Source organism: Cohnella sp. LGH (assembly GCF_017671885.1).
Classification (GTDB): Bacteria; Bacillota; Bacilli; order Paenibacillales; family Paenibacillaceae; genus Cohnella; species Cohnella phaseoli.
On sequence record NZ_CP072117.1, the window covers coordinates 4,145,978 to 4,167,585 of the forward strand.

23 protein-coding genes are annotated in these 21,608 nt (G+C 56.5%); all 23 read right to left on the reverse strand.

Annotated features, from left to right (window positions below; genetic code table 11):
- Positions 1-834, reverse strand: a complete 834-nt coding sequence (locus J4772_RS17895) for a hypothetical protein (RefSeq protein ID WP_116063480.1) — start codon at positions 832-834, stop codon at positions 1-3.
- 84 nt (positions 835-918) lie between these two features.
- A complete protein-coding gene (gene rpoD, locus J4772_RS17900; RefSeq protein WP_094041653.1) occupies positions 919-2,046 on the reverse strand; it encodes an RNA polymerase sigma factor RpoD in 1,128 nt (375 codons plus the stop codon).
- A 33-nt stretch (positions 2,047-2,079) separates the two neighbouring features.
- A complete protein-coding gene (dnaG, locus tag J4772_RS17905; RefSeq protein ID WP_181917946.1) occupies positions 2,080-3,906 on the reverse strand; it encodes a DNA primase in 1,827 nt (608 codons plus the stop codon).
- A gap of 35 nt (positions 3,907-3,941) precedes the next feature.
- Positions 3,942-4,412, reverse strand: a complete 471-nt coding sequence (locus J4772_RS17910) for a YaiI/YqxD family protein (RefSeq protein ID WP_116063482.1) — start codon at positions 4,410-4,412, stop codon at positions 3,942-3,944.
- Between the two features lie 212 nt (positions 4,413-4,624).
- Positions 4,625-5,452, reverse strand: coding sequence for a pyruvate, water dikinase regulatory protein (locus J4772_RS17915; protein ID WP_209076480.1), 828 nt, complete (start codon positions 5,450-5,452; stop codon positions 4,625-4,627).
- A gap of 7 nt (positions 5,453-5,459) precedes the next feature.
- Entirely contained in the window at positions 5,460-7,541 is a 2,082-nt protein-coding gene (glyS, locus tag J4772_RS17920; RefSeq protein WP_209076482.1) for a glycine--tRNA ligase subunit beta, read from the reverse strand.
- Positions 7,534-8,421, reverse strand: coding sequence for a glycine--tRNA ligase subunit alpha (gene glyQ, locus J4772_RS17925; RefSeq protein ID WP_209076484.1), 888 nt, complete (start codon positions 8,419-8,421; stop codon positions 7,534-7,536). The genes glyS and glyQ overlap by 8 nt, the downstream gene beginning before the upstream one ends.
- Positions 8,422-8,785: 364 nt before the next feature.
- On the reverse strand, positions 8,786-9,634 hold the full coding sequence (recO, locus tag J4772_RS17930; protein WP_209076486.1) for a DNA repair protein RecO: 849 nt from the start codon (positions 9,632-9,634) through the stop codon (positions 8,786-8,788).
- A gap of 6 nt (positions 9,635-9,640) precedes the next feature.
- Positions 9,641-9,790 carry a YqzL family protein gene (locus tag J4772_RS17935; RefSeq protein WP_116063487.1) on the reverse strand — a complete coding sequence of 50 codons (150 nt, stop codon included), beginning with the start codon at positions 9,788-9,790 and terminating at the stop codon, positions 9,641-9,643.
- 133 nt (positions 9,791-9,923) lie between these two features.
- A complete protein-coding gene (gene era, locus J4772_RS17940) occupies positions 9,924-10,826 on the reverse strand; it encodes a GTPase Era (RefSeq protein ID WP_209076488.1) in 903 nt (300 codons plus the stop codon).
- 3 nt (positions 10,827-10,829) lie between these two features.
- Positions 10,830-11,276 carry a cytidine deaminase gene (locus tag J4772_RS17945; protein WP_116063489.1) on the reverse strand — a complete coding sequence of 149 codons (447 nt, stop codon included), beginning with the start codon at positions 11,274-11,276 and terminating at the stop codon, positions 10,830-10,832.
- Between the two features lie 47 nt (positions 11,277-11,323).
- The gene (locus J4772_RS17950; RefSeq protein ID WP_209076489.1) at positions 11,324-11,701 is read right to left on the reverse strand and encodes a diacylglycerol kinase family protein; all 378 of its coding nucleotides are present in this window, start codon (positions 11,699-11,701) and stop codon (positions 11,324-11,326) included.
- Positions 11,698-12,234, reverse strand: coding sequence for an rRNA maturation RNase YbeY (ybeY, locus tag J4772_RS17955; RefSeq protein ID WP_209076491.1), 537 nt, complete (start codon positions 12,232-12,234; stop codon positions 11,698-11,700). Before ybeY ends, J4772_RS17950 begins: the two co-directional genes overlap by 4 nt.
- Positions 12,235-12,237: 3 nt before the next feature.
- Entirely contained in the window at positions 12,238-14,517 is a 2,280-nt protein-coding gene (locus tag J4772_RS17960; protein WP_116063492.1) for an HD family phosphohydrolase, read from the reverse strand.
- Positions 14,518-14,544: 27 nt separating this feature from the next.
- Positions 14,545-15,510: a PhoH family protein gene (locus J4772_RS17965; protein WP_181917947.1), complete on the reverse strand. Its 966-nt coding sequence runs from the start codon at positions 15,508-15,510 to the stop codon at positions 14,545-14,547.
- A 29-nt stretch (positions 15,511-15,539) separates the two neighbouring features.
- Positions 15,540-16,718 carry a sporulation protein YqfD gene (yqfD, locus tag J4772_RS17970; protein ID WP_116063493.1) on the reverse strand — a complete coding sequence of 393 codons (1,179 nt, stop codon included), beginning with the start codon at positions 16,716-16,718 and terminating at the stop codon, positions 15,540-15,542.
- A gap of 132 nt (positions 16,719-16,850) precedes the next feature.
- Positions 16,851-17,147, reverse strand: a complete 297-nt coding sequence (gene yqfC / locus J4772_RS17975) for a sporulation protein YqfC (protein ID WP_116063494.1) — start codon at positions 17,145-17,147, stop codon at positions 16,851-16,853.
- 151 nt (positions 17,148-17,298) lie between these two features.
- Complete coding sequence (locus J4772_RS17980; protein ID WP_116063495.1) at positions 17,299-17,736, reverse strand: hypothetical protein; 438 nt, start codon at positions 17,734-17,736, stop codon at positions 17,299-17,301.
- A 33-nt stretch (positions 17,737-17,769) separates the two neighbouring features.
- A complete protein-coding gene (gene floA, locus J4772_RS17985; RefSeq protein WP_116063496.1) occupies positions 17,770-18,768 on the reverse strand; it encodes a flotillin-like protein FloA in 999 nt (332 codons plus the stop codon).
- A 76-nt stretch (positions 18,769-18,844) separates the two neighbouring features.
- On the reverse strand, positions 18,845-20,263 hold the full coding sequence (locus J4772_RS17990) for an NfeD family protein (protein ID WP_247741134.1): 1,419 nt from the start codon (positions 20,261-20,263) through the stop codon (positions 18,845-18,847).
- A gap of 194 nt (positions 20,264-20,457) precedes the next feature.
- On the reverse strand, positions 20,458-20,901 hold the full coding sequence (locus tag J4772_RS17995; RefSeq protein WP_116063497.1) for a GatB/YqeY domain-containing protein: 444 nt from the start codon (positions 20,899-20,901) through the stop codon (positions 20,458-20,460).
- Between the two features lie 15 nt (positions 20,902-20,916).
- Positions 20,917-21,090, reverse strand: coding sequence for a 30S ribosomal protein S21 (gene rpsU, locus J4772_RS18000; RefSeq protein WP_094041673.1), 174 nt, complete (start codon positions 21,088-21,090; stop codon positions 20,917-20,919).
- 154 nt (positions 21,091-21,244) lie between these two features.
- The gene (locus J4772_RS18005; protein ID WP_116063498.1) at positions 21,245-21,595 is read right to left on the reverse strand and encodes a histidine triad nucleotide-binding protein; all 351 of its coding nucleotides are present in this window, start codon (positions 21,593-21,595) and stop codon (positions 21,245-21,247) included.
- Between the last annotated feature and the right edge of the window lie 13 nt (positions 21,596-21,608).

Below are 21,608 nucleotides of genomic sequence, written 5' to 3' on the forward strand. Positions count from 1 at the left end.
CTATGCAACCCATTCCATCCATTGTTTGCGCAGGCGGAACATCCCAATACCCGCGATTAAAATTTTAATCAAAATTTCGATTTGAATCCATTCCGGGCGAACTCCGTACAGAGCCGAGTAGATTTCCGGCATAAACCACAGTACGAGAGACGCGGCAAACATCGCCGTGCCGGCCGAGGCCAGTCGAACATGCAAAAACCAGCTTAACCAACAGAACAGCAGCGCTGCGGGAATCCAGAAAATTTGCACTTCGAATACCGATGAAGCAGGCGCATGCTCGGCCAAGAGCAAAGCATATAAGGCGATAGCGGACATCCATCCCAGCCACTGCGGCAAAGCCAATCTCAGCCGTATGCCGCCCCCGATCCAGATAACGGCCAGCAGACCGAGCAACCATTGCAGACCGGAGCTTGCCCAGCCCCACTGCAGGCCAACGATCGCCAGCCCGCTTCCGAGCAGGAATGCCATTGCCGCTCCGAGACATGCGTAGCCTCGCGCCGGTCTGCTTTCACGCTGCCTCAATCCCGCATAGACAAATCCTGCCGTCGCGAGGAGCGCAATCGCTATTTGCAATAGCAAAGGAAACACGCTAAAATGAAGTACGACGAAGCAAATCAAGGCAAAAATTCCAAAAGAAAGAAACCACATTTTGCCCGATGCCTGCCCGATCTTCTTCATAACAGCGCCGGTTATGCCGCGCGGACGATCGTCCAAATCTTCCAAATACAAATTTAGCAGAAAATCGCAGTACTGCTCCGGCAGCAGCTTGCCTCGGCGCCATGATTCGATTTCCTTCACGATGAGGTTGCGTTTCTCTTCCTCATTAGCAGCCATGACGGCAAGCCTCCTCGTACCGTTTGAACAAAAAGACCTTCAACCATAACGGCCAAGGTCTCTGCAAAAAATTTTATTGTGTCTTTATTCTAGAAAATCCTTCAATCTCTTACTACGGCTTGGATGGCGCAGCTTGCGCAGCGCCTTGGCTTCGATCTGGCGAATCCGTTCGCGCGTAACGCCGAACACCTTGCCGACCTCTTCCAGCGTACGGGTACGTCCGTCGTCCAATCCGAAGCGCAGACGCAGCACGTTCTCTTCTCTCTCGGTCAACGTATCCAGCACGTCCTCCAACTGCTCCTTAAGGAGCTCGTAAGCGGCGGCGTCAGCTGGGGCAAGCGCCTCCTGATCTTCGATGAAATCACCCAGGTGAGAGTCGTCCTCTTCGCCGATCGGCGTTTCCAGAGATACCGGCTCTTGCGCGATTTTCATAATTTCCCGCACTTTATCTACGCTAAGCTCCATCTGCTCGGCAATTTCTTCCGGCGTCGGCTCGCGGCCCAGCTCCTGAAGCAGTTGACGGGATACTCGGATCAGCTTGTTGATCGTTTCCACCATGTGAACCGGAATCCGGATCGTTCTCGCCTGATCCGCGATCGCCCGGGTAATCGCCTGCCGAATCCACCAGGTCGCATAGGTACTGAACTTAAAGCCTTTATCGTAGTCGAATTTCTCTACAGCTTTAAGCAGCCCCATATTTCCCTCTTGAATCAAATCCAGGAACAGCATTCCCCGCCCGACATAACGCTTCGCGATGCTGACGACAAGACGAAGATTGGCCTCAGCCAGCCGCTTCTTCGCTTCTTCTCCGTCCGGACCGCCGATCTCGATTTTCTTGGCGAGTTCAACTTCGTCATCCGCTCCTAACAGCGGTACGCGCCCGATTTCCTTCAAGTACATCCGAACGGGATCGTTGATCTTAATACCGGGCGGCAAGCTCAGATCGTCGTCGAAATTAAATTCGTCGCGCTCGTCCTCGTCGCCTCCGTGACGTCCCATATCGTCATGATCATTGGATACCTCGATGCCGATATCGGCCAATTGCTCGAAGAACTCGTCGATTTGCTCGGGGTCCTGATCGAATGGAGACAGCTTCTCCATGATGTCTTTATAGGTCAAGGAAGATTTTTTCTTGCCTTGTTCGATAAGCTGGGCTTTGACCTGCTCCAGTGTCGATTCCGTTTCCAGTCCGGTGTGTTGATCGTTTGCCATTACCGACTCCCTCCTCCCCGGGAAACCGCGCTGCTACGACATCTTGCGCTGCTTTTCCAGGGCGATAATCTCTATACCCAATTGTAGTACCCGCGCTTGATCGCCTTCCCGCGACGCACGCTTCAACTCTTCGGTCAAACGCTCGTACTCCCGGTCTTGCGAAGCTCGACCGATCGTTCGAATGCAATCTTCCAGCTCCCGTTCGCCGTACGGAACGTCTATCATTGCGATTACGCTGGCCATTCGTTCCAGACGGTCGTCCTGCAGCGTCGTTACGAATCGGCCAACGTCAGGATCATTGTTCTGAGCGTAATAAGCATATAAATAAGCTGCCAAGGCCGCATGATCCTCCACGTGAAAACGATCTCCCAGCTTCTGCTCGACGAGATGAGCCGCATCTCTGTCCTGCATCATCCAGGAGAGCAGTTGGCGTTCCGCGTTCACGTGCGCGGCTCCTAACGGCGGAGTTTTGGATGCGAAGTTGTTTCCATTCCATACATTATTCCACGATCCGGCCGGAATATCCCTTGCGCTTTCCAATTTCTCCCGCTGTCTGTACTCCAGGCATTCCTGTTTCAGCGTATCGAGGGCAACCCCGAACTCCTGAGCCAACTCCTTGAGCAGAAGCTCGCGCTCCATCGGAGAGTTCCGGACGGCTACGATCCGAACCGCATCGCGCAAATACCGAATCCTTCCATCTTCTTCTAGGAGTATATGGGATTTCCTCAAATATATAAGCTGAAATTTGACTGCTGAAACAGCGCCTTCGATGATCTCTCTGACGAACGCTTCCGCCCCGTAGGACGTCACGTATTCGTCGGGATCCATCCGATTCGGAAGCAGGGACACCCGCACCCGGAATCCGGCTTCTTCCAGCAGCGGAATGCTCTTGCGGGCCGCGGCTTGCCCGGCATCGTCGCCGTCGTAGCAGATGACCGCTTCCTCCGCGAATCTTCGAAGCACAGCCGCATGCTCGGCGGTCAGAGCGGTTCCCATCGTGGCCACTCCGTTGCGAACGCCGGCGGACCAGGCTTTGATCACGTCCATGTATCCTTCCAGCAGAACGACCTGTCCGGATTTGCGAATGGCTGAACGCGCTTCGTGCAGCCGATACAGCGTGCGGCTCTTGCTGAACAGCGCCGTCTCCGGCGAGTTCAAGTACTTCGGCTGCCCGTCCGACAACAGTCGCCCCCCGAACGCGATCGTCTGCCCTCTAACATCGTGAATGGGAAACATGATCCGATCGCGGAACCGATCCACATACCCCTCGGCGTCCTGACGCTTGGACAGCAAGCCCCCGGCCTCCATCTCGCTCGCCGGAAATTGTTTGCGTTCCAGCGCCTGGGTCAACGTATCCCATCTCGGCGGAGCGTAACCGATTCCGAATTGCTCGATCAAGGCGTCGTCCAAGCCGCGCGACTGCAAGTAGGCTTTGGCAGGCTTCGCCACCTCCAAGTTCTGCAGAAGATAATGGTACAGCTTCGCGCTGTAGTCGTGGGCTTCCTGCAGAATCCGCTTCTCTTTCTGCACCGGAGAGGCGTCTTCGGCAGAATAGCTTGTCCAGGTGACGGGAATGCCGGCTTCTTCGGCCAGCAGCTTGACAGCCTCGGGAAACGACTCTCCCTCCATCTCCATGACGAACTTGATCACGTTGCCGCCTTTCCCGCAGCCGTAACAATGGAAAATTTGCTTCTCCGGCGTCACCGTAAAGGAAGGCGTCTTCTCGGAATGAAAGGGGCACAGCCCCTTCAAATACTTGCCGTTCTTGGTTAGATGAACGTACTTGCCCACCGTCTCCGAGATTTCATGACGGCGCAGCACTTCGTCAATAACCTCTTGAGGGATCATTCCGTAACTCATGATACCACCTGATTTCTAGCACATAATACAATTCGCTATATATCGGGAATCTCCTGCATCCCCTTCAGCAGAACTGTCAGTTTTTGTTGAAAGCGGTCGCGATCCTCGGCCGTAAACGGACTCGGACCTTTCGTGCGCACGCCTCCACGGCGCAAACGAGCAGAGAAATGACGTTGCTCCAACAGTCCTTCGATATCGGACTCCCGGATCATCTTGCCTCTCGGCGTCAATACGGAGGCGCCTCTGGCCAATCCCAAGGCGGCCAAACCGTAATCGGCGGTAACGAGAATATCTCCGCGCCTTAGCGCATTGGCAATATACAGATCCGCCGACTGGTTTCCGGCGTCAACCGTCACGACTTCGACGGAGGGCTCGGGATTCAGAACGTGCGCATGACTGGATACGAGCAGCGCAGTCGCGCCGCATTGCCTGACGGCTACGGCGATCTCGGCTTTGACGGGACAAGCGTCGCCGTCCACCACAACCCGACGGGGCGGGACAATCATCGACATCACCACGCGTTTCAGCCAAAGTTTGCCGTAGTATTATATACGCTAACGGGAATCAAAATCCTGCAAAGCCCCGGTATTTTTTATGCTTTCCCAAATACGCGCGAAGAAACTTCACATTCGACATCATTTCTAAAATTCGACTTAATCGGCAAAAGAGAACCTCGCGGTTCTCTTCGCTGCGAATGCCCGCCATTCGGCGTCGGACGTTACCGTTGAAAATGCTCGAGGATAATGCTCGCCGTTTCTTCGACCGCTTTGTTGGAGACGTCGATAACGATGCACCCGATCTTGTTCATCACCTGACGGGCATGTTCCAGCTCCTTCATGATGCGCTCGGACGTTGCATACGGCGCGGAATCCGGCAAGCCGATCGCCTTTAGCCGCTCCTTGCGGATCGCGTTCAACGAATCCGGATTGATCGTCAGTCCGATCACCTTCTTCGGCGAAGCCAGATAAAGCTCCTTCGGCGGGACGAGCTCAGGAATAAGCGGGACGTTAGCCACCTTGAACATTTTGTGCGCCAACACCATCGACAACGGCGTCTTCGAGGTTCGGGACACGCCCACGAGCACCACGTCCGCTTTGAGAATGCCGGACACGTCGCGCGCATCGTCGTAACGAACCGCGAACTCCACCGCCTCCACTTTGCGGAAGTAGTCTTCGTCGAGCACATGGTTGAGTCCGGGCTCATGTCTGGACTCGTGTCCGAGCGCTCGTTCCAGATGATCGATCAGCGGTCCGAGCAGGTCGATCGCCGCAATTTTCATGCGGGTGGCCTGTTCGACCATATGATCTCTAAGATAAGGGATGACTAGCGTGTACAGCACAATGCCTTTATCCGCTTGGGCGGCTGCAAGCACCGAATCGATGCTTTCCCGCGACTGGATAAACGCCGAGCGGCGAATGTTGACGGACAACGGGTGAAATTGCGCCGCGGCCGCTCTCACGGCCAATTCGCCCGTATCTCCCGCCGAGTCGGACACGACGTGAGCGGTAACGCTTCTCTGGAACACGAGATCAGCCCCCTTCTTCATTTAATGGCTATCCCGCCAATTTGGAGAAATCGGCGAATTGTTTCACATCGTCGGCGACAAGAGACAATATGGCCAGCCGGTTGCGGCGTAGCGCTTCGTCTTCCGCCATGACCATAACCGCATCGAAGAAGGTCGTAATCGGCCCGCTCAGCGCAGACAGCGCAGACAGCGCTCCCGCCAAATCGGCCTCAACCGTCGCCTTCACCAATTGGCCGTGGGCCTCCTGCCAAGCCTCGTACAGCTTGCCTTCCGCCTCGTCGGCGAACAGGTTGGCGTCCACTTGTTTGGAATCGGCTTTAGCCGCCAAATTGCAAACGCGGTTGAACGCTTCGACAGCCGGCCGGAAATCCGCCTTCGCTTCGTCGGTTGTCGCCTCCTGCAGGGCGCTGGCGCGCAGCACTGTGCGGCGTACGTCGCCCGCTCCCGCCCCCAGCACCGCATCGACGACGTCGTAGCGGATCGCTTGCTCGGAGAGCACGTTTTTCACGCGGAGCACGAAAAACTCTTGCATATCCTTGGCGACCTCGGAAGCTTCGCGCTTCAACCCTCTCTCTGCGAGTACGCTAAGGGCGATGCGGAACAGCTCGTCGAGCGTAATTTCCAGCTCGTGCGCCAGCAGCGTATTGACGATGCCGGCCGCCTGGCGGCGCAGTGCGTAAGGATCCTGAGAGCCGGTCGGAATGATGCCGATAGAGAAGCAGCCGGCAATCGTATCCAGCTTGTCGGCGATGCCGACGACCGCGCCGACGAGCGAAGCAGCCGGCTTGTCGCCCGCGTTGCGCGGCGAGTAATGCTCGTTGATCGCCCGAGCGACGGTTTCGCGCTCTCCGGCAAGACGGGCGTAATCTTCGCCCATAATGCCTTGCAGCTCCGGAAACTCGTACACCATCTGAGACACGAGATCGAATTTGCAAATATCGGCCGTCCGAGCGATATCCTTGGCTGCGGAAGGCTCAAGACGCAGCTGAGCGGCGATGCGATCGGCAACGGCGCGCACGCGGCGAACTTTGTCCGCAACCGTGCCGAGTTCTTCGTGGTATACGATATTTTCAAGCTTGGCCAGCGCATCCGCGATGACCAGCCTCTTGTCTTCTTCATAGAAAAACTTGGCATCGGACAAACGGGCTCTAAGCACCTTCTCGTTGCCTTTGGCCACGACGTCGATCGATGTTCGATCGCCGTTACGCACCGTTACGAAATGCGGAAGCAGCCGTCCTTCTCCGTCGAATACCGGGAAATAGCGCTGATGTTCGCGCATTGACGTAATGAGCACTTCCTGAGGAATGTCCAGGAAGCTCGGATCGAACGAACCCGCTAACGCGGACGGCGTCTCGACGAGGAACAACACCTCTTCGAGCAAGTCGTCCTTAATGCCGATCGTCCAGCCCCGTTCTTCCGCCAGGCTTTCGATCCCCGTCAGGATTGCTTTGCGGCGCTCCTCGACGTCAACAATGACGTGTTGCGCACGCAGAACTTCGACATAGGAAGACGGCTCCGCAACGACGGCTTCCTTGCCAAGGAAGCGATGGCCACGCGTTACATTGTCGGAAGCGACTCCGGCGATTTCGAACGGCACGACCCGGTCGCCGTGAAGCGCGACGAGCCAGCGGATCGGACGCACGTAGCGCAGCTCGTGATCGCCCCATCTCATATTTTTAGGGAAGGTGAGCGAAGTTACGAGCGACGGCAGCGCTTCGGGCAACAGCGAAGCCGTCTCGACGCCGAGACTGCTCTTAGTGGCGAAGACATACTCTACTCCGGCAACATCGCGAATAAACAGCGAGTCAGGATCGGCCCCCTGGCTTCTCGCGAATCCAAGCGCCGGCTTGCTCCACGCTCCGTTCTCGTCGTAGGCGATTTTGCGGGACGGTCCTTTCACGTCTTCGGTGACATCCTCTTGCTTATCAGCCAAACCCGTTACGAGCACAGCCAGGCGACGAGGCGTCGCATAAGCTTTCACTTCGCTGTAGGCAAGCCGGCTGTCGGTCAGCCATTTGACCGTTTTGTCCTGCAATTGCTCCATCGCCGCGCGCACGAAGCGGGCAGGCACTTCTTCCATTCCGATCTCCAGCAGTAAGTCCTTAGCCATTGTTCGCCGCTCCTTTCTTCAGCAACGGGAATTCAAGCCGCTCCCGCTCTTGCAAATACGTGGCCGCGACCTGACGGGCCAAATTCCGCACTCTCGTGATGTAGCCGGTTCGCTCGGTAACGCTGATCGCCCCGCGAGCGTCCAACAGGTTAAACGCATGCGAACACTTCAGCACGTAGTCATAGGCCGGAAACACAAGATTCTCGGCCATCGCGCGCTTCGCTTCGGCCTCATAGGTCGAGAACAGCTGAAACAGCATCGCAGCGTCGGACACTTCGAACGTATATTTGGAATGCTCGTACTCGGGCTGCTTAAATACGTCGCCGTATGTCACGCCGTTGACCCACTCTAGATCGAACACGTTTTCTTTATCTTGAATATAAGAAGCAAGCCGTTCCATCCCGTAAGTGATCTCGACCGCTACCGGGTGGCAATCGATGCCGCCTACCTGCTGGAAGTAAGTAAACTGGGTCACTTCCATTCCGTCCAGCCACACTTCCCAGCCTAGTCCCCAAGCGCCGAGCGTCGGAGCCTCCCAGTTATCCTCAACGAAGCGAATGTCGTGGTGCAGAGGATCTATGCCGAGCCGCTTCAGGCTCTCCAAATACAGCTCTTGAATGTTGTCCGGAGACGGCTTCATAATGACCTGGAATTGATGATGCTGATACAGCCGGTTAGGGTTCTCGCCATAGCGGCCGTCGGCAGGACGCCTGGACGGCTCGACGTACGCGACGTTCCAAGGCTCCGGGCCGATCGACCGCAGGAACGTCATCGGGTTCATCGTCCCCGCGCCCTTCTCCGTGTCGTAAGGCTGCACGACGATACAGTTTTGTTCGCCCCAGAATTGCTGCAGCGTTAGCGTCATTTGCTGAAAATTCATCCTTGTTCTCTCCTTTTGACAGATCTGTTCAAGAACGAGCCGAACTGGGATCCCGGCGCGAAAAGCGCAAAAAAACTCCGGTCCCACGTCCGCCACGGCAGACATAGGGACGGGAGCTGAACATTCCCGCGGTTCCACCCTACTTGGTTTCCTGTCGACGCTGGGGGCCAAAGCCCTTGTGGCGCATCGTGCCGGAAAACCCTCCTCTTGCAATCCGATCTCTCCAGAGTGCCTTTCGCCGACTTGCGTCTCCGGGCTTGCACCGTCCCCGGCTCGCTGCATTGACCGCAAAAAGTTCGGCTACTCTCTCCTTCGCAGAGAATATAAACTATGACAACATTCTAAACTACTGTGGAGCGACCTGTCAAACGGCTCCGTCCTCCCGCGTTCCCGTCTCTTTGGATTCCTCTTCCGAAGGGGGCTCCGCTCTTCTCTCGACCGGAGCCGGGTTTGGAGCCATGCCCAGCAGATCGCCGTATTTCTCCAACTGATCGAGAAACCCTCGCGATTTCAGATTCAAGTTCAGATGGGTGTCCATCCATCTGCGCAGCGCAAGCTGCAACTGCTGTTTGGTGCTTTCCTTAACCGCGATGCTCCCCAATCTGCGCATGTCCAGCGCAAGAAACACGCGCATTAGTTTCCATACGCCGTCCTGGAGCTCAAGCGCGCCCGGATCTCGCGATTTGCACGCCCGGCATAGCGCGCCGCCCCCGGCTGCGCTGAAATAAAACGGCGCATCCGTTCTGCCGCAGCTGACGCATTCGTCGAGCATCGGCGCGTAGCCCGCCGCGGCAAACACCTTCATCTCGTAGGCTTTGACGACAATTTGCGGATCTTTCCCTTCAACCAAAGCCGTCTGGCAGGCTTTCAACTGGTGGAACAAGTAGGCGGCGGCTTCGTCGTCGTTGATGGCGCGATCGGTCAACTCCGCTGCATAAACCGCATAGGCAGGTCCTTCCAGCCCCTGTCTCAGCTCCTGAAAAGATTCGATGATTTCCCCGCTATTCAATGTGCCAAGCGTACCGTTCTTATAATACGAATAATCTCCGTATGTAAATAGCTGCGCCAACGCGCCGTAACGACTCTTTAATTTTTTCGCCCCGCGCACGACAATGCCCTGCTTGCCGAAAGTCGGCGTAAGCAGGGTGACGATTTTATTCCCTTCCCCGTAATCGGTGCTGCGAATGACTATCCCTTCCGCCCGATACAGCATCGGCTCTCATTCCTCGTTCGCGACGTCGATCTCGCCTTCCTCGAGCCCGGCGCCCGCGCCGGGTTCTGAAGCTCCGAGATTGTGCACTTCTTTATAAAGCAGATAAGCTTCGATATCGCCGGTTTGCGTAAACACGTGCCACGTGAAATCCCGCACCGCGCCTCATCCTCTCCGGGCGAAAATGACCTGCACCTTCGAGGATTAGGATGTCACGGGAGCCCCCGTCGTATGCCTGACACATTTATGCATGTGGCTCCGAAACCCTTATAGCGGTTATTCTACTCTCGCTTTAATCTTCTCTGTAGCCAAGCGTCTTTAAGATCGACTCGCGGTTGCGCCAGTCTTTGTTGACCTTAACCCACAGCTCGAGAAAAATTTTCGATCCGAGCAATCGTTCCATATCGAGACGGGCCAGCTTGCCTACCTCTTTCAACAGCCCGCCGTTTTTGCCGATAATGATCCCCTTCTGCGAATCCCGTTCGACGTAAATGACGGCCCCAATGTTTACAAGTCCGTTGTCCGCAACGCTCATGCTTTCGATCTCTACCGCGATCGAGTGCGGAATTTCTTCCCTTGTCAGCTGCAGCAACTTCTCGCGAATGAGCTCGGCGCAGACAAATTGCTCGGGGTGGTCGGTAATCTGGTCGGCCGGATAGTACATCGGGCCTTCCTTCAAATACTTGGAAACCTGCTCAAGCAGCGCATTCACATTGTTGCCCTGCAGGGCGGATACCGGTACGATTTCCGTAAAATCCATCTGTTTGCGAAATTTTTCGATTACCGGCAGCATCGCTTCCGGGTGAATTTTATCGATTTTGTTTAATACGAGAAACACCGGCGTATCTGTGACCTTCTTGAGTTGTTCCATAATGTAGCGATCGCCGCCGCCGATCGGTTCGGTTACGTCGGTCAGAAACAAAATCGCATCCACTTCGTTCAGCGCGCCTTCCGCCGCCTTGACCATATAGTTGCCGAGCTTGGAGTTCGGCTTATGGATGCCGGGCGTATCGAGGAAAACAATTTGCATGTCGTCCGTTGTATAGACGCCGTGGATTTTGTTGCGCGTCGTCTGCGGCTTATCCGACATGATCGCGATTTTCTGGCCGATCGCTTGGTTCATCAGCGTCGACTTGCCGACGTTCGGACGTCCGACGATGGCGACGAAGCCCGATTTGAAGCCTTTCTTCTGCATCTCTTACTCTCCTTCGACAGCCTCTCGGTTGTTCAGATCGCGCGGCGAGAACGCTCCCGGCAGCAATTCCGCTACCGTCGTTACCCTCGTATCTCCGCGCACGTTGGCCAGCAATACCGGCATATCCGGCTCGCACAGCTCGAGCAGCACCTGCCGGCAAACGCCGCAGGGAGCGATCGGCTGCTCGGTGTCGCCGATGACGGCGATGGCCCGGAATTCGCCGGCCTGCCGCCCGTCCGCGATCGCCCGGAACAGAGCGGTTCGCTCCGCGCAGTTCGTCGGCCCGTAAGCGGCATTCTCCACATTGCAGCCGTGATGCAGGTTGCCGTCCGCATCGACGACGACGGCGCCGACCGCGAACCGCGAATACGGCACATACGCTTTACTGCGAGCTTTGGAAGCCTCTTCGACAAGCCTCTCTTTGGTTACGCCTACACTTTCCAGTTCCATATGTCCAGCCTCCGATTATTTTCCGCGCTATTGCCTCTAGCGATTTGCTAGGCATGAACAATCATTCGCCACAGAGGAGGTCCAAGCACGATCAGCCCCACCGCAAGGGCGAATATGGCCATAACGAGCACCGCTCCCGCGGCCGAATCTTTGGCCGCCCGCGCCAGCGGATGCGTCTCGGTAGAGATTCGATCCACCGTCCGTTCAATGGCGGTGTTGAACAACTCCGCCGACCAGACGCCGGCTATGGCAAGCAGCAGCCACAGCCAATCCGTACGCGAGACTTCCAGCCAGAGCCCCAACAGAATGACGACTGTAGCGGCAACCGCATGAAATCGCATATGACGTTCGTCCCGCAATGCCCCGATCAGGCCCGCCCACGCGCTGCGAAACGCTCGGGCTTCGCGCGAACGCCAGCCGCTCATCGCAAGAGGCCCGCTTCCCGCAATACCTCTTCCTGCTTGGAGAACATCGCTTTCTCTTCGGCCTCGTCGCCGTGATCATAACCGAGCAAATGCAGAAACCCGTGCACGAACAGGAAGCCCAGTTCGCGCTCGAAGCTGTGTCCGTACTCTTCGGCCTGCGCTTCCGCTCGCGGAACGGAGACGACGATGTCGCCGAGCAGATCCGAGAACGGATCTCCCGCCTTCTCCTCGTCCTCCCAGCCGTCTTCCCCTTCCTCGGAGGACTCGTATTCATCCTCGTAGCGAATCTCTGCCTGCTCGCCCTCGATCAGCGAGAAGCTGAGCACGTCCGTCGGCTTGTCCAATCCGCGGTATTGGCGATTCAACTCGCGAATGCCTTCGTCGTCCGTCAGCGTCAACGTGACGATTCCCCGCTCGACTTCCTCCTTGCGACCGGCAATGACCAGCAGCTTCTCCAGCAGATCGATCCATTTCTCTTCGCGCTCTCCGCCCCCGCCTTCGCGTTCGTCGAGCCATTCCAGACTTAAAGTCATCCTCTAGTTCTCCTTTGCTTCTCTGGCGTCGTCCGTAGCTTCCTTCGCCTGCTTCAACTGTTTGTCGTCCGGATATTCGATCCGAGAATGGAACATGCCGATGACCGCTTCCTTAAGCGTCTGGGCGATCTTGTCGAGCTCCTTCATCGTCAGATCGCATTCGTTGAATTGATGATCGTCCAGCCGATCTTTAATAATTTTGGCGATCATCTCTTCGATTTGTTCCACCTTCGGATGGTTGAGCGAACGAACGGCGGCTTCCACGCAGTCGGCGATGCCGACGATCGCCGCCTCCTTCGATTGCGCTTTAGGTCCGGGATAGCGGTAATCGTCCTCGGTAAAGTCGATTTCCTTCCCCTGCTCCTGCGCTTGTTTAACCGCCTTATAGTAAAAATATTTCAAGAAAGTAGAGCCGTGGTGCTGCTCGGCAATGTCGCGAATCGGCTTGGGCAGCTTGTGGGCCTTCAGCATGTCCGCCCCATCCCTGGCATGCGCGACGATAATCGAGGCGCTCACCTTCGGGTCTAGCTTATCATGCGGATTGCCGGAAGCGTTCTGGTTTTCGATAAAATAAAGCGGTCGCTTCGTCTTGCCGACATCGTGGTAGAACGAGCCGACGCGGCACAGCAGTCCGTTCGCTCCGACCGCCTCGGCGGCCGTCTCCGACAAATTGCCGACCATCAAGCTGTGATGGTAGGTTCCCGGGGTTTCGGTCAGCAGCTTGCGCAGCAGCGGGTGGTTCGGATTGGACAGCTCGACCAGCTTCAGCGCGGACAAAATGCCGAACGTCACTTCGAAGAACGGCATCAGCCCGATTACCAGCACCGCCGTCAGCAGTCCGCTCGCGAGCATAAAGATAACGGATTGCAGCAAGTCCGAACGGCTTGGCTCCGGATTGACCAGCATAAGCGCCAGCACCGCGACCGAGCCGAACAGGCTGACCATAATTCCCGCCTTCAGAATCGACGAGCGCTGACTCGCCTTATGGATCGCAAGCACGGCCGTAAAGGAAACGACGGCGGCTACGAAACCATAATGGAAATCAAACATAAACTTCTGTTCAACGTTGAGAATAACGCTGGCCAGCAGCGTAAACAGGAGCGAGCTGACCAAGCCGAGATGCATGTCCAGCAGCAGCGTGACGAGCATGCCGCCCATGGCGATCGGCGCCAGGTAGCCGACGAACGGCCAATCCGCGCTGTACGTCAGCGCGACCAAGTGCATGAACAGAAGATTCAGAGCGAAGATCAGCAGCAGCATAACCCAGTGCGCGTTCGTCTTCCTCAGAATCGTCGACGCCGACGTTAACTCGCCGTAAACGTACAATGCGAGCGTCAGGATGACGGACAGCAGCAGCGTGCCGAGCTGCGGCCAATAGTTTTTGCGCTCCTGCAGCAGCCCCATTCCGTCGAGTTTCTCGTAGAGCGCCTCCGAAATGACCTGCCCTTTTTTGACGACGATATCTCCTTGCTTGATCACGACCTGAGGCGTATTCTCCTTCGCTTTCATCCTCGCGGTCTCGGTTTCCTTCTTGTCATAGAACTTGTTCGGCGTAATCGCCAGCCGCGCCAGCTCCTGTACGATCTCCCGCTCCGTCTTAAGCGACAGGGAGCTGGCGTTCACGAGCTCGGCTACCTTCGTACGGCCGGTTTCCGCATTCGCGAGCGACTCGATCGTCAGCCTCCGCACGACGTCGCGGGCTACCCCGCGCATCTCTTGGAGCTGTTCGGGCGACATGCGCGGGATCTTGTAATAGGTTTCCTCTGGAATGGCGTATTTCTGCGCGGCGACGACCCGCTGCATCTCGGCCAGCAGCTCCGCCGAATACGCCTCCGAATTGCGGCTGGAGATGACGAAGCTGGCTACGTACTGGTCGACCCGCTCCGGAATGACCCGGCGGAAGATGTCGACTCGGTCCGCTTCGGTAATTTGGTCGTCCATGTTCAGTTCTTCGATTCTGGCGAACAGTTCGTTCACGAGCACCTCGTTCTTGAGCTGCACGATCGAATACATGTCGGGCACACCGTTCGCCGCATCCTCCTGCGCCTGCAAGGTCGCCTTCTCGTCAACCTCTTGGCGCGGCGCGCGGATATCCTTATCCGCCTTGGCATTAAGCGTAATGTCGTACGTCTCCGGAACGATCCGCGGAGCCAGACTGAAGTAAAACAAAAACACAAAAAGCAGAAGCAGGAGCCAGCGCATCGCCGCGCTGTTCTTCCATCCTGCCGCTGCCCCGGACAAGGTAAGCGGATTGCTAGGCTGGCCGCTATTGTTTCGACTCATCCGGCACTCCCCTCCCTTAAGGGTTATTTATTGTTCGCTGTCCGCGTTGTAGGCCAATATGATTTTCTGCACGAGCGCATGCCTGACGACGTCCTGGTCGGTGAAATACACGATGCCGATCTCCTCGATGGCGCGAAGAATCCGCTCCGCCTCCATCAGCCCGGACTTTTTGCCTTTCGGCAAATCGATCTGGGTCACGTCGCCGGTAATTACCATCCGGGAGCCGAAGCCCAGCCTTGTCAGAAACATCTTCATCTGCTCGGGCGTCGTGTTCTGCGCTTCGTCCAAAATGACGAACGAATCGTCCAGCGTGCGCCCTCTCATGTAGGCGAGCGGGGCGATTTCGATCTGACCGCGTTCCATCGCCTTGGCCACTCCTTCGACGCCGAGCGCGTCGTTAAGGGCGTCGTACAGCGGTCTTAGATACGGGTCTACCTTCTCCTGCAGGTCTCCGGGCAGAAATCCGAGATTTTCCCCTGCTTCGACGGCCGGACGAGTGAGCAGTATGCGCTTAACCCGGCCTTCCTTCAAAGCCGCGATGGCGCACATAACGGCGAGATAAGTCTTGCCCGTACCGGCGGGACCGATGCCGAACACGATATCCTTCTTGCGGATCGTCGTCACATAGTGGCGCTGTCCCAGCGTCTTCGGAACAATCGGCTTGCCGCGGAAAGTATGCGTAATCTCACCCTTGAACAACGAGAGCAGCTCGTCCGCTTTCATCTCGCGCGACAGCTCGAGCGCGTAGCGAACGTCGCGTTCGCTAAGCTGCAGCCCGCTCTGTACGAGTTGGATCAGCGTCTCGAACAGCTGCTGCAAGGAACGGACCTCTTCCTCGGGACCTTCAATATAAATCTCCGCGTCTCGGGATCGGATCAGCGACACGGTCTCCTTCTCGATCAAGCGCAAAAACTTGTCCTGCGGGCCGAACAGAGCCAGCCCCTCCGCCGCGTTCTGGAGCGGGATTGTCGTCGAATGCTTCAGTTCAGTCAAAAAAACTCATTCCCCCTAAACTCTATCCGCTACGAGATTGGACGTTCGACCTCGATAGATTGTTCCACCTCAAAAAGAACGGTTAACATCACTTTACCATTCTCGGTTTGTTCATGCAAAATGTTTTCCGCTTTAATTGTCGCATCTTTGCCCGCCTTCGCCAGCAATTCCGCTCTCGCTTGCGCCAATCCGACCTCTTTCGCCTCGACGGGAGTAAGCTTCTTGCCGATTTCGACGACTTCCTGCTCAAGCTCCTTCATCGTTCCGAACGGCAAAATCTTGTTCCAGAGCTGAGCTTTTTTGATCGTTGTACGAATTTGCGATTGCTCGAAGGCAGGCGCGCCGTATCCTGAAATCTGCAAAGCGCGGTTACCGATTATCAGGTAGCTCCGCTCCGTGGATTCGCCGGTCAAATTTCTCGTCGCCGACTGCAGCGGGGAGGAAATCCGGTATTCGTGCCAGACAAGCCCCATCACCTTGCCCTTGGACACGACGTGTTTGCTGTTTGTCTCGTTGCCCAACACGCCGGAGATAAGAATGTCGCCCTTGCGCACCCTGTCATTGCGTTCCACCTGCGGCCTGCCGTTCTCCGCCACGATGCGGGTGATAACCGCATCCGTCTTGGCGACGAGATGGCGCGGCCCTTCCAGCGCCTTGGCCTCCGGCTTCGTCGATTCGACGACCGTAATCGTAATGGACGTTCCGCGCTTGTCCACGCCGACCCAGGCCGCCTCGGGCAGGCGAAGAGCAAGACGCTGCGACAGGGAGGCTGCGTTAGCGAGCCTGAACGACCATTGATAGCCGTAAATGCCCTCCGCTCTCGCCGCCTGACGAATTTGCTCCTCGGGGATCGCCGAATTTCCTTCCACCTTCACGTCCCAGATTAATGTGGACAGCACAAACAGCGCAAGCACAAACGCGAGCATTCCGCCCGCGAACGTCTTACGGCGCGACAGTCTGGCCATTTTGAACGGCAGACCGTGCCTGGATACAATTCGAGTGCGGCAGCCGCTCTTCTTAAGCAGCGGACGCATCCGAAAAAAATCGGGGATCGATACCCCGCATGTCAGCTCTCCGGCAGGCGAAAACGAAATATTCCACAGGTCGATCCGCTCCTGCGCCGCCGCATTGACGAATCGTTCCGCCCCTTCTCCGATCAGCTTGACCCATACGTAACCGCGCGCATACGCGACCCAGTTCCCCTTCATAATTGCTCCCTCCCCGCATAGAGCTTGTCCGGTTCCGAGCGACCGGACGCCGCCCCGCGCGCCGCGGCGGAGAGCGTTCCGATCGCGCTCCGGCCGGGCCGCAAGACGGCAAAACGCCTGTCTCTCCGACGTTCAGCCTGACGGTTTCCCTTTTACATGCAGTTGAACGCCCAGTATCCTTCCTTCCACGAACACTTCCTCCGCCCTGATATTGCGGATGACCAAATCTTGGCCCGTTATCTCCATTTCCCCGCCGTCCATTGCAAGTCTGAGCGTATCCGGAGAGAAGTGAAGGATGCCCCGGTGATTTTCCACCGTCAATTGAAGGCCCCCGATCATCGTGATGCGCGGCAAGTCCAGCGCGACATCCTGCGGCAGATCGAGAATCGTCGCGGTCCATTTGCGCAGCTTTCGACTTACACGCATCATTGGGCGGTCCTCCCTCCTATACGGTAAACATATGCGCTAACGCCCCTCTTTATGAAGTCGTTCAAAAATCGCAAGCGCAAAAAAAGGCCGATGCGCACGCCGGAAGCACGTAGCTTCCTGACTGCGCATCGACCTTTGGCCGACTTCGCCGTTAACGCCGATAAGGCTTGCGGGCCCGCGGGCGGCCCAATATTTCCGACCAGAGCACCGCACGGGCCAAATCCCGGTTGCTCAAGTCGCCTTCCTTGCCTGCTCCTTGGACTTCCGCTCGCCTCGACACAGCTGTACGAAGGGGCGGGCTCACGAATTCCTGCGGTTCGTCGCCGGCAGGCTCCGAATAGGACTCCTGAGGCGCGTAGGAGACGTTGTGAGGCCGTTCGGCAGCCAAATCCGGCCTAACCTCCGCCGGCAGCGGACGAGGACGAGACGGCCGCTCAGGCTGCCCGTGGACCTCTCCCCTGAATTCCGGCATCCGGTTAGGCGCGCGCTTCTCAAGCGATGACTTGCGGAAAAACAAAAAGTAAAGGATCCCGACGATGACGATCACAAACTGAATATTAGAGGTCAGGAACGTTACGAGCTGCTCCAAGGCGCTCCCTCCTTCCCGCTTGGCGCGGACTTATTACGACTTCTTCGGTCCGTCTCCGCCAAGCAAATCGCTCTGACCGCCGATAGAGCCTCTCATCTGCGTATCCGCTTCGATGTTTTTCAGGTTCATGTAATCCATGACGCCGAGATTACCGGACTTCAGCGCAGCCGCCATCGCCAGCGGGACCTCGGATTCCGCCTCGACGACCTTCGCCTGCATCTCGACGACGCGAGCCTTCATCTCCTGCTCATGCGCGACGGCCATTGCGCGGCGTTCCTCGGCCTTCGCCTGAGCGATGCGCTTATCGGCTTCGGCCTGCTCGGTCTGCAGGTGAGCGCCGATATTTTTGCCGACGTCCACGTCGGAGATGTCGATGGACAAAATTTCGAATGCCGTTCCCGCATCCAAGCCTTTGCTCAGAACCGTCTTCGAGATCAGGTCGGGGTGTTCAAGCACGTCTTTATGGGATTCCGACGCGCCGTTCGTACTGACGATCCCCTCCGCAACACGAGCAAGCACAGTCTCTTCCCCGGCGCCGCCGACGAGACGATCAATATTCGCCCTCACCGTAACTCTGGCGCGGACTTTGACTTCGATCCCGTTTTTGGCTACGGCGGATACGACAGGAGTTTCAATAACTTTCGGGTTAACGCTCATCTGCACCGCTTGCAGCACGTCCCGTCCGGCCAGGTCGATCGCCGCGGCCCGTTCGAACACAAGCGGAATATTGGCGCGTTGAGCCGCAATCAGCGCGTTGACGACGCGGTCAACGTTGCCCCCCGCCAGGTAGTGACTTTCCAATTGATTGATATGCAGACCGAGTCCGGCCTTCGATGCTTTGATCAGCGGATTGACGATCCGGCTCGGTACGACGCGCCGCAGCCGCATGGCCACGAGCGTAATGATGCTGATGCGAACTCCGGCGGCAAGCGCCGAAATCCACAGCATAAACGGGAAAAAGCTCATAAAGACCGATACCCCGATCACAACAAGAGCAATAATGACAAAAAGCTGAATATCCGTGCCGCTCATAACATACCTCCGACTTTTTATTTGTAAAGCATACAGCTGAAAACCGGGCATATTGAACTCGGCAAAGAGACTTCCGTCAGACGTCCTTATTTAAATTCGCCGCATTTCCCGGAATTTCCTTTACGACGATCCGAGTCCCGTCCACCGATGTCACTTGAACGGCCTTGCCCTGATCGACAAATTCGCCGGAAGTAATGACATCCACCCTCTGGCCGCCGATTTCCGCAATTCCCGACGGCCGCAGCAGTGAGACGGTCGTTCCGGTCTGTCCGATCCAGTGTTCGCGCGGTTGCTGGGATACGAAGCCTCTATCGGACGTCAATTCCTCCTTCAGAATGAATCGGTTCCAAACGCCGCGCTTGCGGAAAATGTACACGACAACACCGACGACGAACACCGCCACTAGAGCCGCGATTCCGAGGCTTCGCAGCGCGTTGCGGGTATCGTAAGCGCCCATCGTAATGCCGGCAATGACCGATATAATACCGAGTATGCCCAAAATTCCGAAGCTCGGGACGAATACCTCAAGCACGAGCAGCCCGATACCCAGCAGAAACACGACCAGCGATTCCATTCCGGCGAAGCCTGCAATCGATTGTCCGAAGAAATATAGCCCGAATGCGACCAAGCCGGTAATGCCGGGTGCCCCGAATCCCGGCACGAGCAGTTCGATAACGATGCCCGCAAGCCCGATAATAAGCAGCAGCAAACTGATGCCAGGCGAGGTCAGAAACTCCGACACCTTCTCCGCAAGCGAAGGCTTAATCTCGACGACGGCGCGATCGGACAGCCCTTTCCATGCGATCACTTCCTCGACCGTGTTTGCCAGCTTGTCGGCGTAACCGACCTTAAGCGCGTTTTCCGCACTCAGCGAAATAATTTGTCCTTGCCTGCTCGTCTCCCCGATTTCCTTCATTTCGACGACCCGATTCGGATCGACCATCCCGATGGCGATGTCCGGATTACGTCCGTTGATTTCGGCCGCCGCACGCATCTCCTCGCTCCACGCCGAGATATATTTCGGATTTTCTACCGCATTGCCGGCCCCATCCACTATCATAGCGGCGCCGATCATCGAGCCCGGAGCCATCGCAATGTCTCCGGCGTTCAAGCTCAGGTAAGCGCCGGCGGAAGCCGCCTTGCCCGTAACGAACGCGACCGTCGGAACGGACGCTTCGCGAATGCGCTTGCCGATCTCCTCGGCCGTATCCAGACGGCCGCCGGGCGTATCGACGTCGAGCACGACAAGCGACGCTTTCGCTTCCTCCGCTTCGTTAAGCGCTCGATCCAGAAATGCGGCCAAGCCGCTCTGTACGGTCTGCTGGACTGGAATCACATATACGGCGCCCGCCGACGGCGATTGCTCCGCGCTTGTAGCGCCGGCCAAGCCGGTTGCGACTCCCAGCAGCGGAATAAGGGCAAGCAGCGCCAGCGCAGACCGTCCGATTCGCGCCGTCCAACGCTTGTAAGCATCCCGTAATGTCGTCATGCCCATCTCACCATCCTCCTCCTCTGTGCAACAACTCCGACATGCTCTTTATTACGATTCGACATCCGTTACGTTTCATTCCTGCCCAAATCAAATCGTTTACGCATGTGCCTTTTCGAAAAGGACTTATACATTTAGCTTAACCGAGAGTAACGCAAAAAGCACCCCCATAGCGGGAGTGCCTGTCTGTCATGTCTGGATTATTGCAGAGATTGCTGGACGATTGCGTTAACGACTTTGCCGTCCGCAACGCCTTTCACCTTGGGCATAAGCGCGCCCATCAATTTCCCGAGGTCGGCTTTAGAAGAAGCACCGGTTTCTTGCATGGTCTGTACAACGATTGCTTTGATTTCTTCTTCTGTAAGCTGTCGCGGTAGATATTCGGAGATGATCTCAATTTCTGCCCTGACATTGCTTACGAGATCTTCCCTGCCGCCTTTTTCAAAGTCCAGCTGGGAATCGCGTCGTTGCTTGAGTTCACGGCTCAATATATTAAGCGTCTCGTTATCGTCAAGCGGCCGGCGCAGCTCGATTTCTTGATTTTTGATCGATGCGCGAATCATGCGAATCGTCTGGAGACGAAACTTGTCCCCGCTCTTCATCGCCTGCTTCATGTCATCGTTCAAACGTTCCGCAAGATTCATGAGTGCGGATTCCTCCTAGTACTTCCGTTTGCGCGCAGCTTCGGATTTCAGCTTCCGCTTCACGCTTGGCTTTTCGTAGTGCTTACGTTTCTTCACTTCCGCGAGAACGCCATCTTTGGCAATGGAACGCTTGAAGCGGCGGAGTGCAGCGTCGATTGTTTCATTTTTACGTACTTTTGTTTCGGCCACCTGTTTTCCCTCCCTCCGCAACAGACCCAACACGGTTATCAAACTATATTATATGTGATGAGGAAAGGGAGTGTCAACTTGAGCCGAGCAATAAATATGAATCGATCGACGTTAAGTTTCTCCTTTGCTCAAAACGAACCTAATAAGCGTGGCGCTATTGCTGCACGTTCAACGGTCCGAGCGTCTCGCCGCCGAGAATATGCCAATGAATATGGAATACCAGTTGCCCGGAATCGCGGCCGCAATTGTTCACCAGACGGTAGCCGGACTCCTCGAGTCCCGCCTCTTGGGCGATCTTCTTGGCGGATAATAGCAGATGGCCGAGCAGCGCCTGATCCTCAGGCTCGCAATCATTCATTGTGGCGATGTGCTTCTTGGGGATGACAAGCAGATGGACCGGCGCCTGCGGCTGAATATCGTGAAAAGCGCAGACAAGATCGTCTTCGTACACTTTGCGCGAAGGAATCGTTCCTTCGACGATTTTGCAAAACAAGCAATCTGACAAATGGACGCACCCC

Coding starts and splice junctions, on each gene's coding strand:
- dnaG (WP_181917946.1), bottom strand. CDS start 3,906: ATGAGTTACGGAATGATCCCTCAAGAGGTTATTGACGAAGTGCTGCGC.
- ybeY (WP_209076491.1), bottom strand. CDS start 12,234: ATGACTTTAAGTCTGGAATGGCTCGACGAACGCGAAGGCGGGGGCGGA.
- J4772_RS17895 (WP_116063480.1), bottom strand. CDS start 834: ATGGCTGCTAATGAGGAAGAGAAACGCAACCTCATCGTGAAGGAAATC.
- J4772_RS17990 (WP_247741134.1), bottom strand. CDS start 20,263: ATGGGCATGACGACATTACGGGATGCTTACAAGCGTTGGACGGCGCGA.
- yqfC (WP_116063494.1), bottom strand. CDS start 17,147: ATGATGCGTGTAAGTCGAAAGCTGCGCAAATGGACCGCGACGATTCTC.
- J4772_RS17915 (WP_209076480.1), bottom strand. CDS start 5,452: ATGAAGAAGGGGGCTGATCTCGTGTTCCAGAGAAGCGTTACCGCTCAC.
- floA (WP_116063496.1), bottom strand. CDS start 18,768: ATGAGCGGCACGGATATTCAGCTTTTTGTCATTATTGCTCTTGTTGTG.
- glyS (WP_209076482.1), bottom strand. CDS start 7,541: ATGGCTAAGGACTTACTGCTGGAGATCGGAATGGAAGAAGTGCCTGCC.
- glyQ (WP_209076484.1), bottom strand. CDS start 8,421: ATGAATTTTCAGCAAATGACGCTAACGCTGCAGCAATTCTGGGGCGAA.
- yqfD (WP_116063493.1), bottom strand. CDS start 16,718: ATGAAGGGGAACTGGGTCGCGTATGCGCGCGGTTACGTATGGGTCAAG.
- J4772_RS17950 (WP_209076489.1), bottom strand. CDS start 11,701: ATGAGCGGCTGGCGTTCGCGCGAAGCCCGAGCGTTTCGCAGCGCGTGG.
- J4772_RS17910 (WP_116063482.1), bottom strand. CDS start 4,412: ATGATTGTCCCGCCCCGTCGGGTTGTGGTGGACGGCGACGCTTGTCCC.
- J4772_RS17945 (WP_116063489.1), bottom strand. CDS start 11,276: ATGGAACTGGAAAGTGTAGGCGTAACCAAAGAGAGGCTTGTCGAAGAG.
- rpoD (WP_094041653.1), bottom strand. CDS start 2,046: ATGGCAAACGATCAACACACCGGACTGGAAACGGAATCGACACTGGAG.
- J4772_RS17995 (WP_116063497.1), bottom strand. CDS start 20,901: ATGAATCTTGCGGAACGTTTGAACGATGACATGAAGCAGGCGATGAAG.
- era (WP_209076488.1), bottom strand. CDS start 10,826: ATGCAGAAGAAAGGCTTCAAATCGGGCTTCGTCGCCATCGTCGGACGT.
- recO (WP_209076486.1), bottom strand. CDS start 9,634: ATGCTGTATCGGGCGGAAGGGATAGTCATTCGCAGCACCGATTACGGG.
- J4772_RS17960 (WP_116063492.1), bottom strand. CDS start 14,517: ATGAGTCGAAACAATAGCGGCCAGCCTAGCAATCCGCTTACCTTGTCC.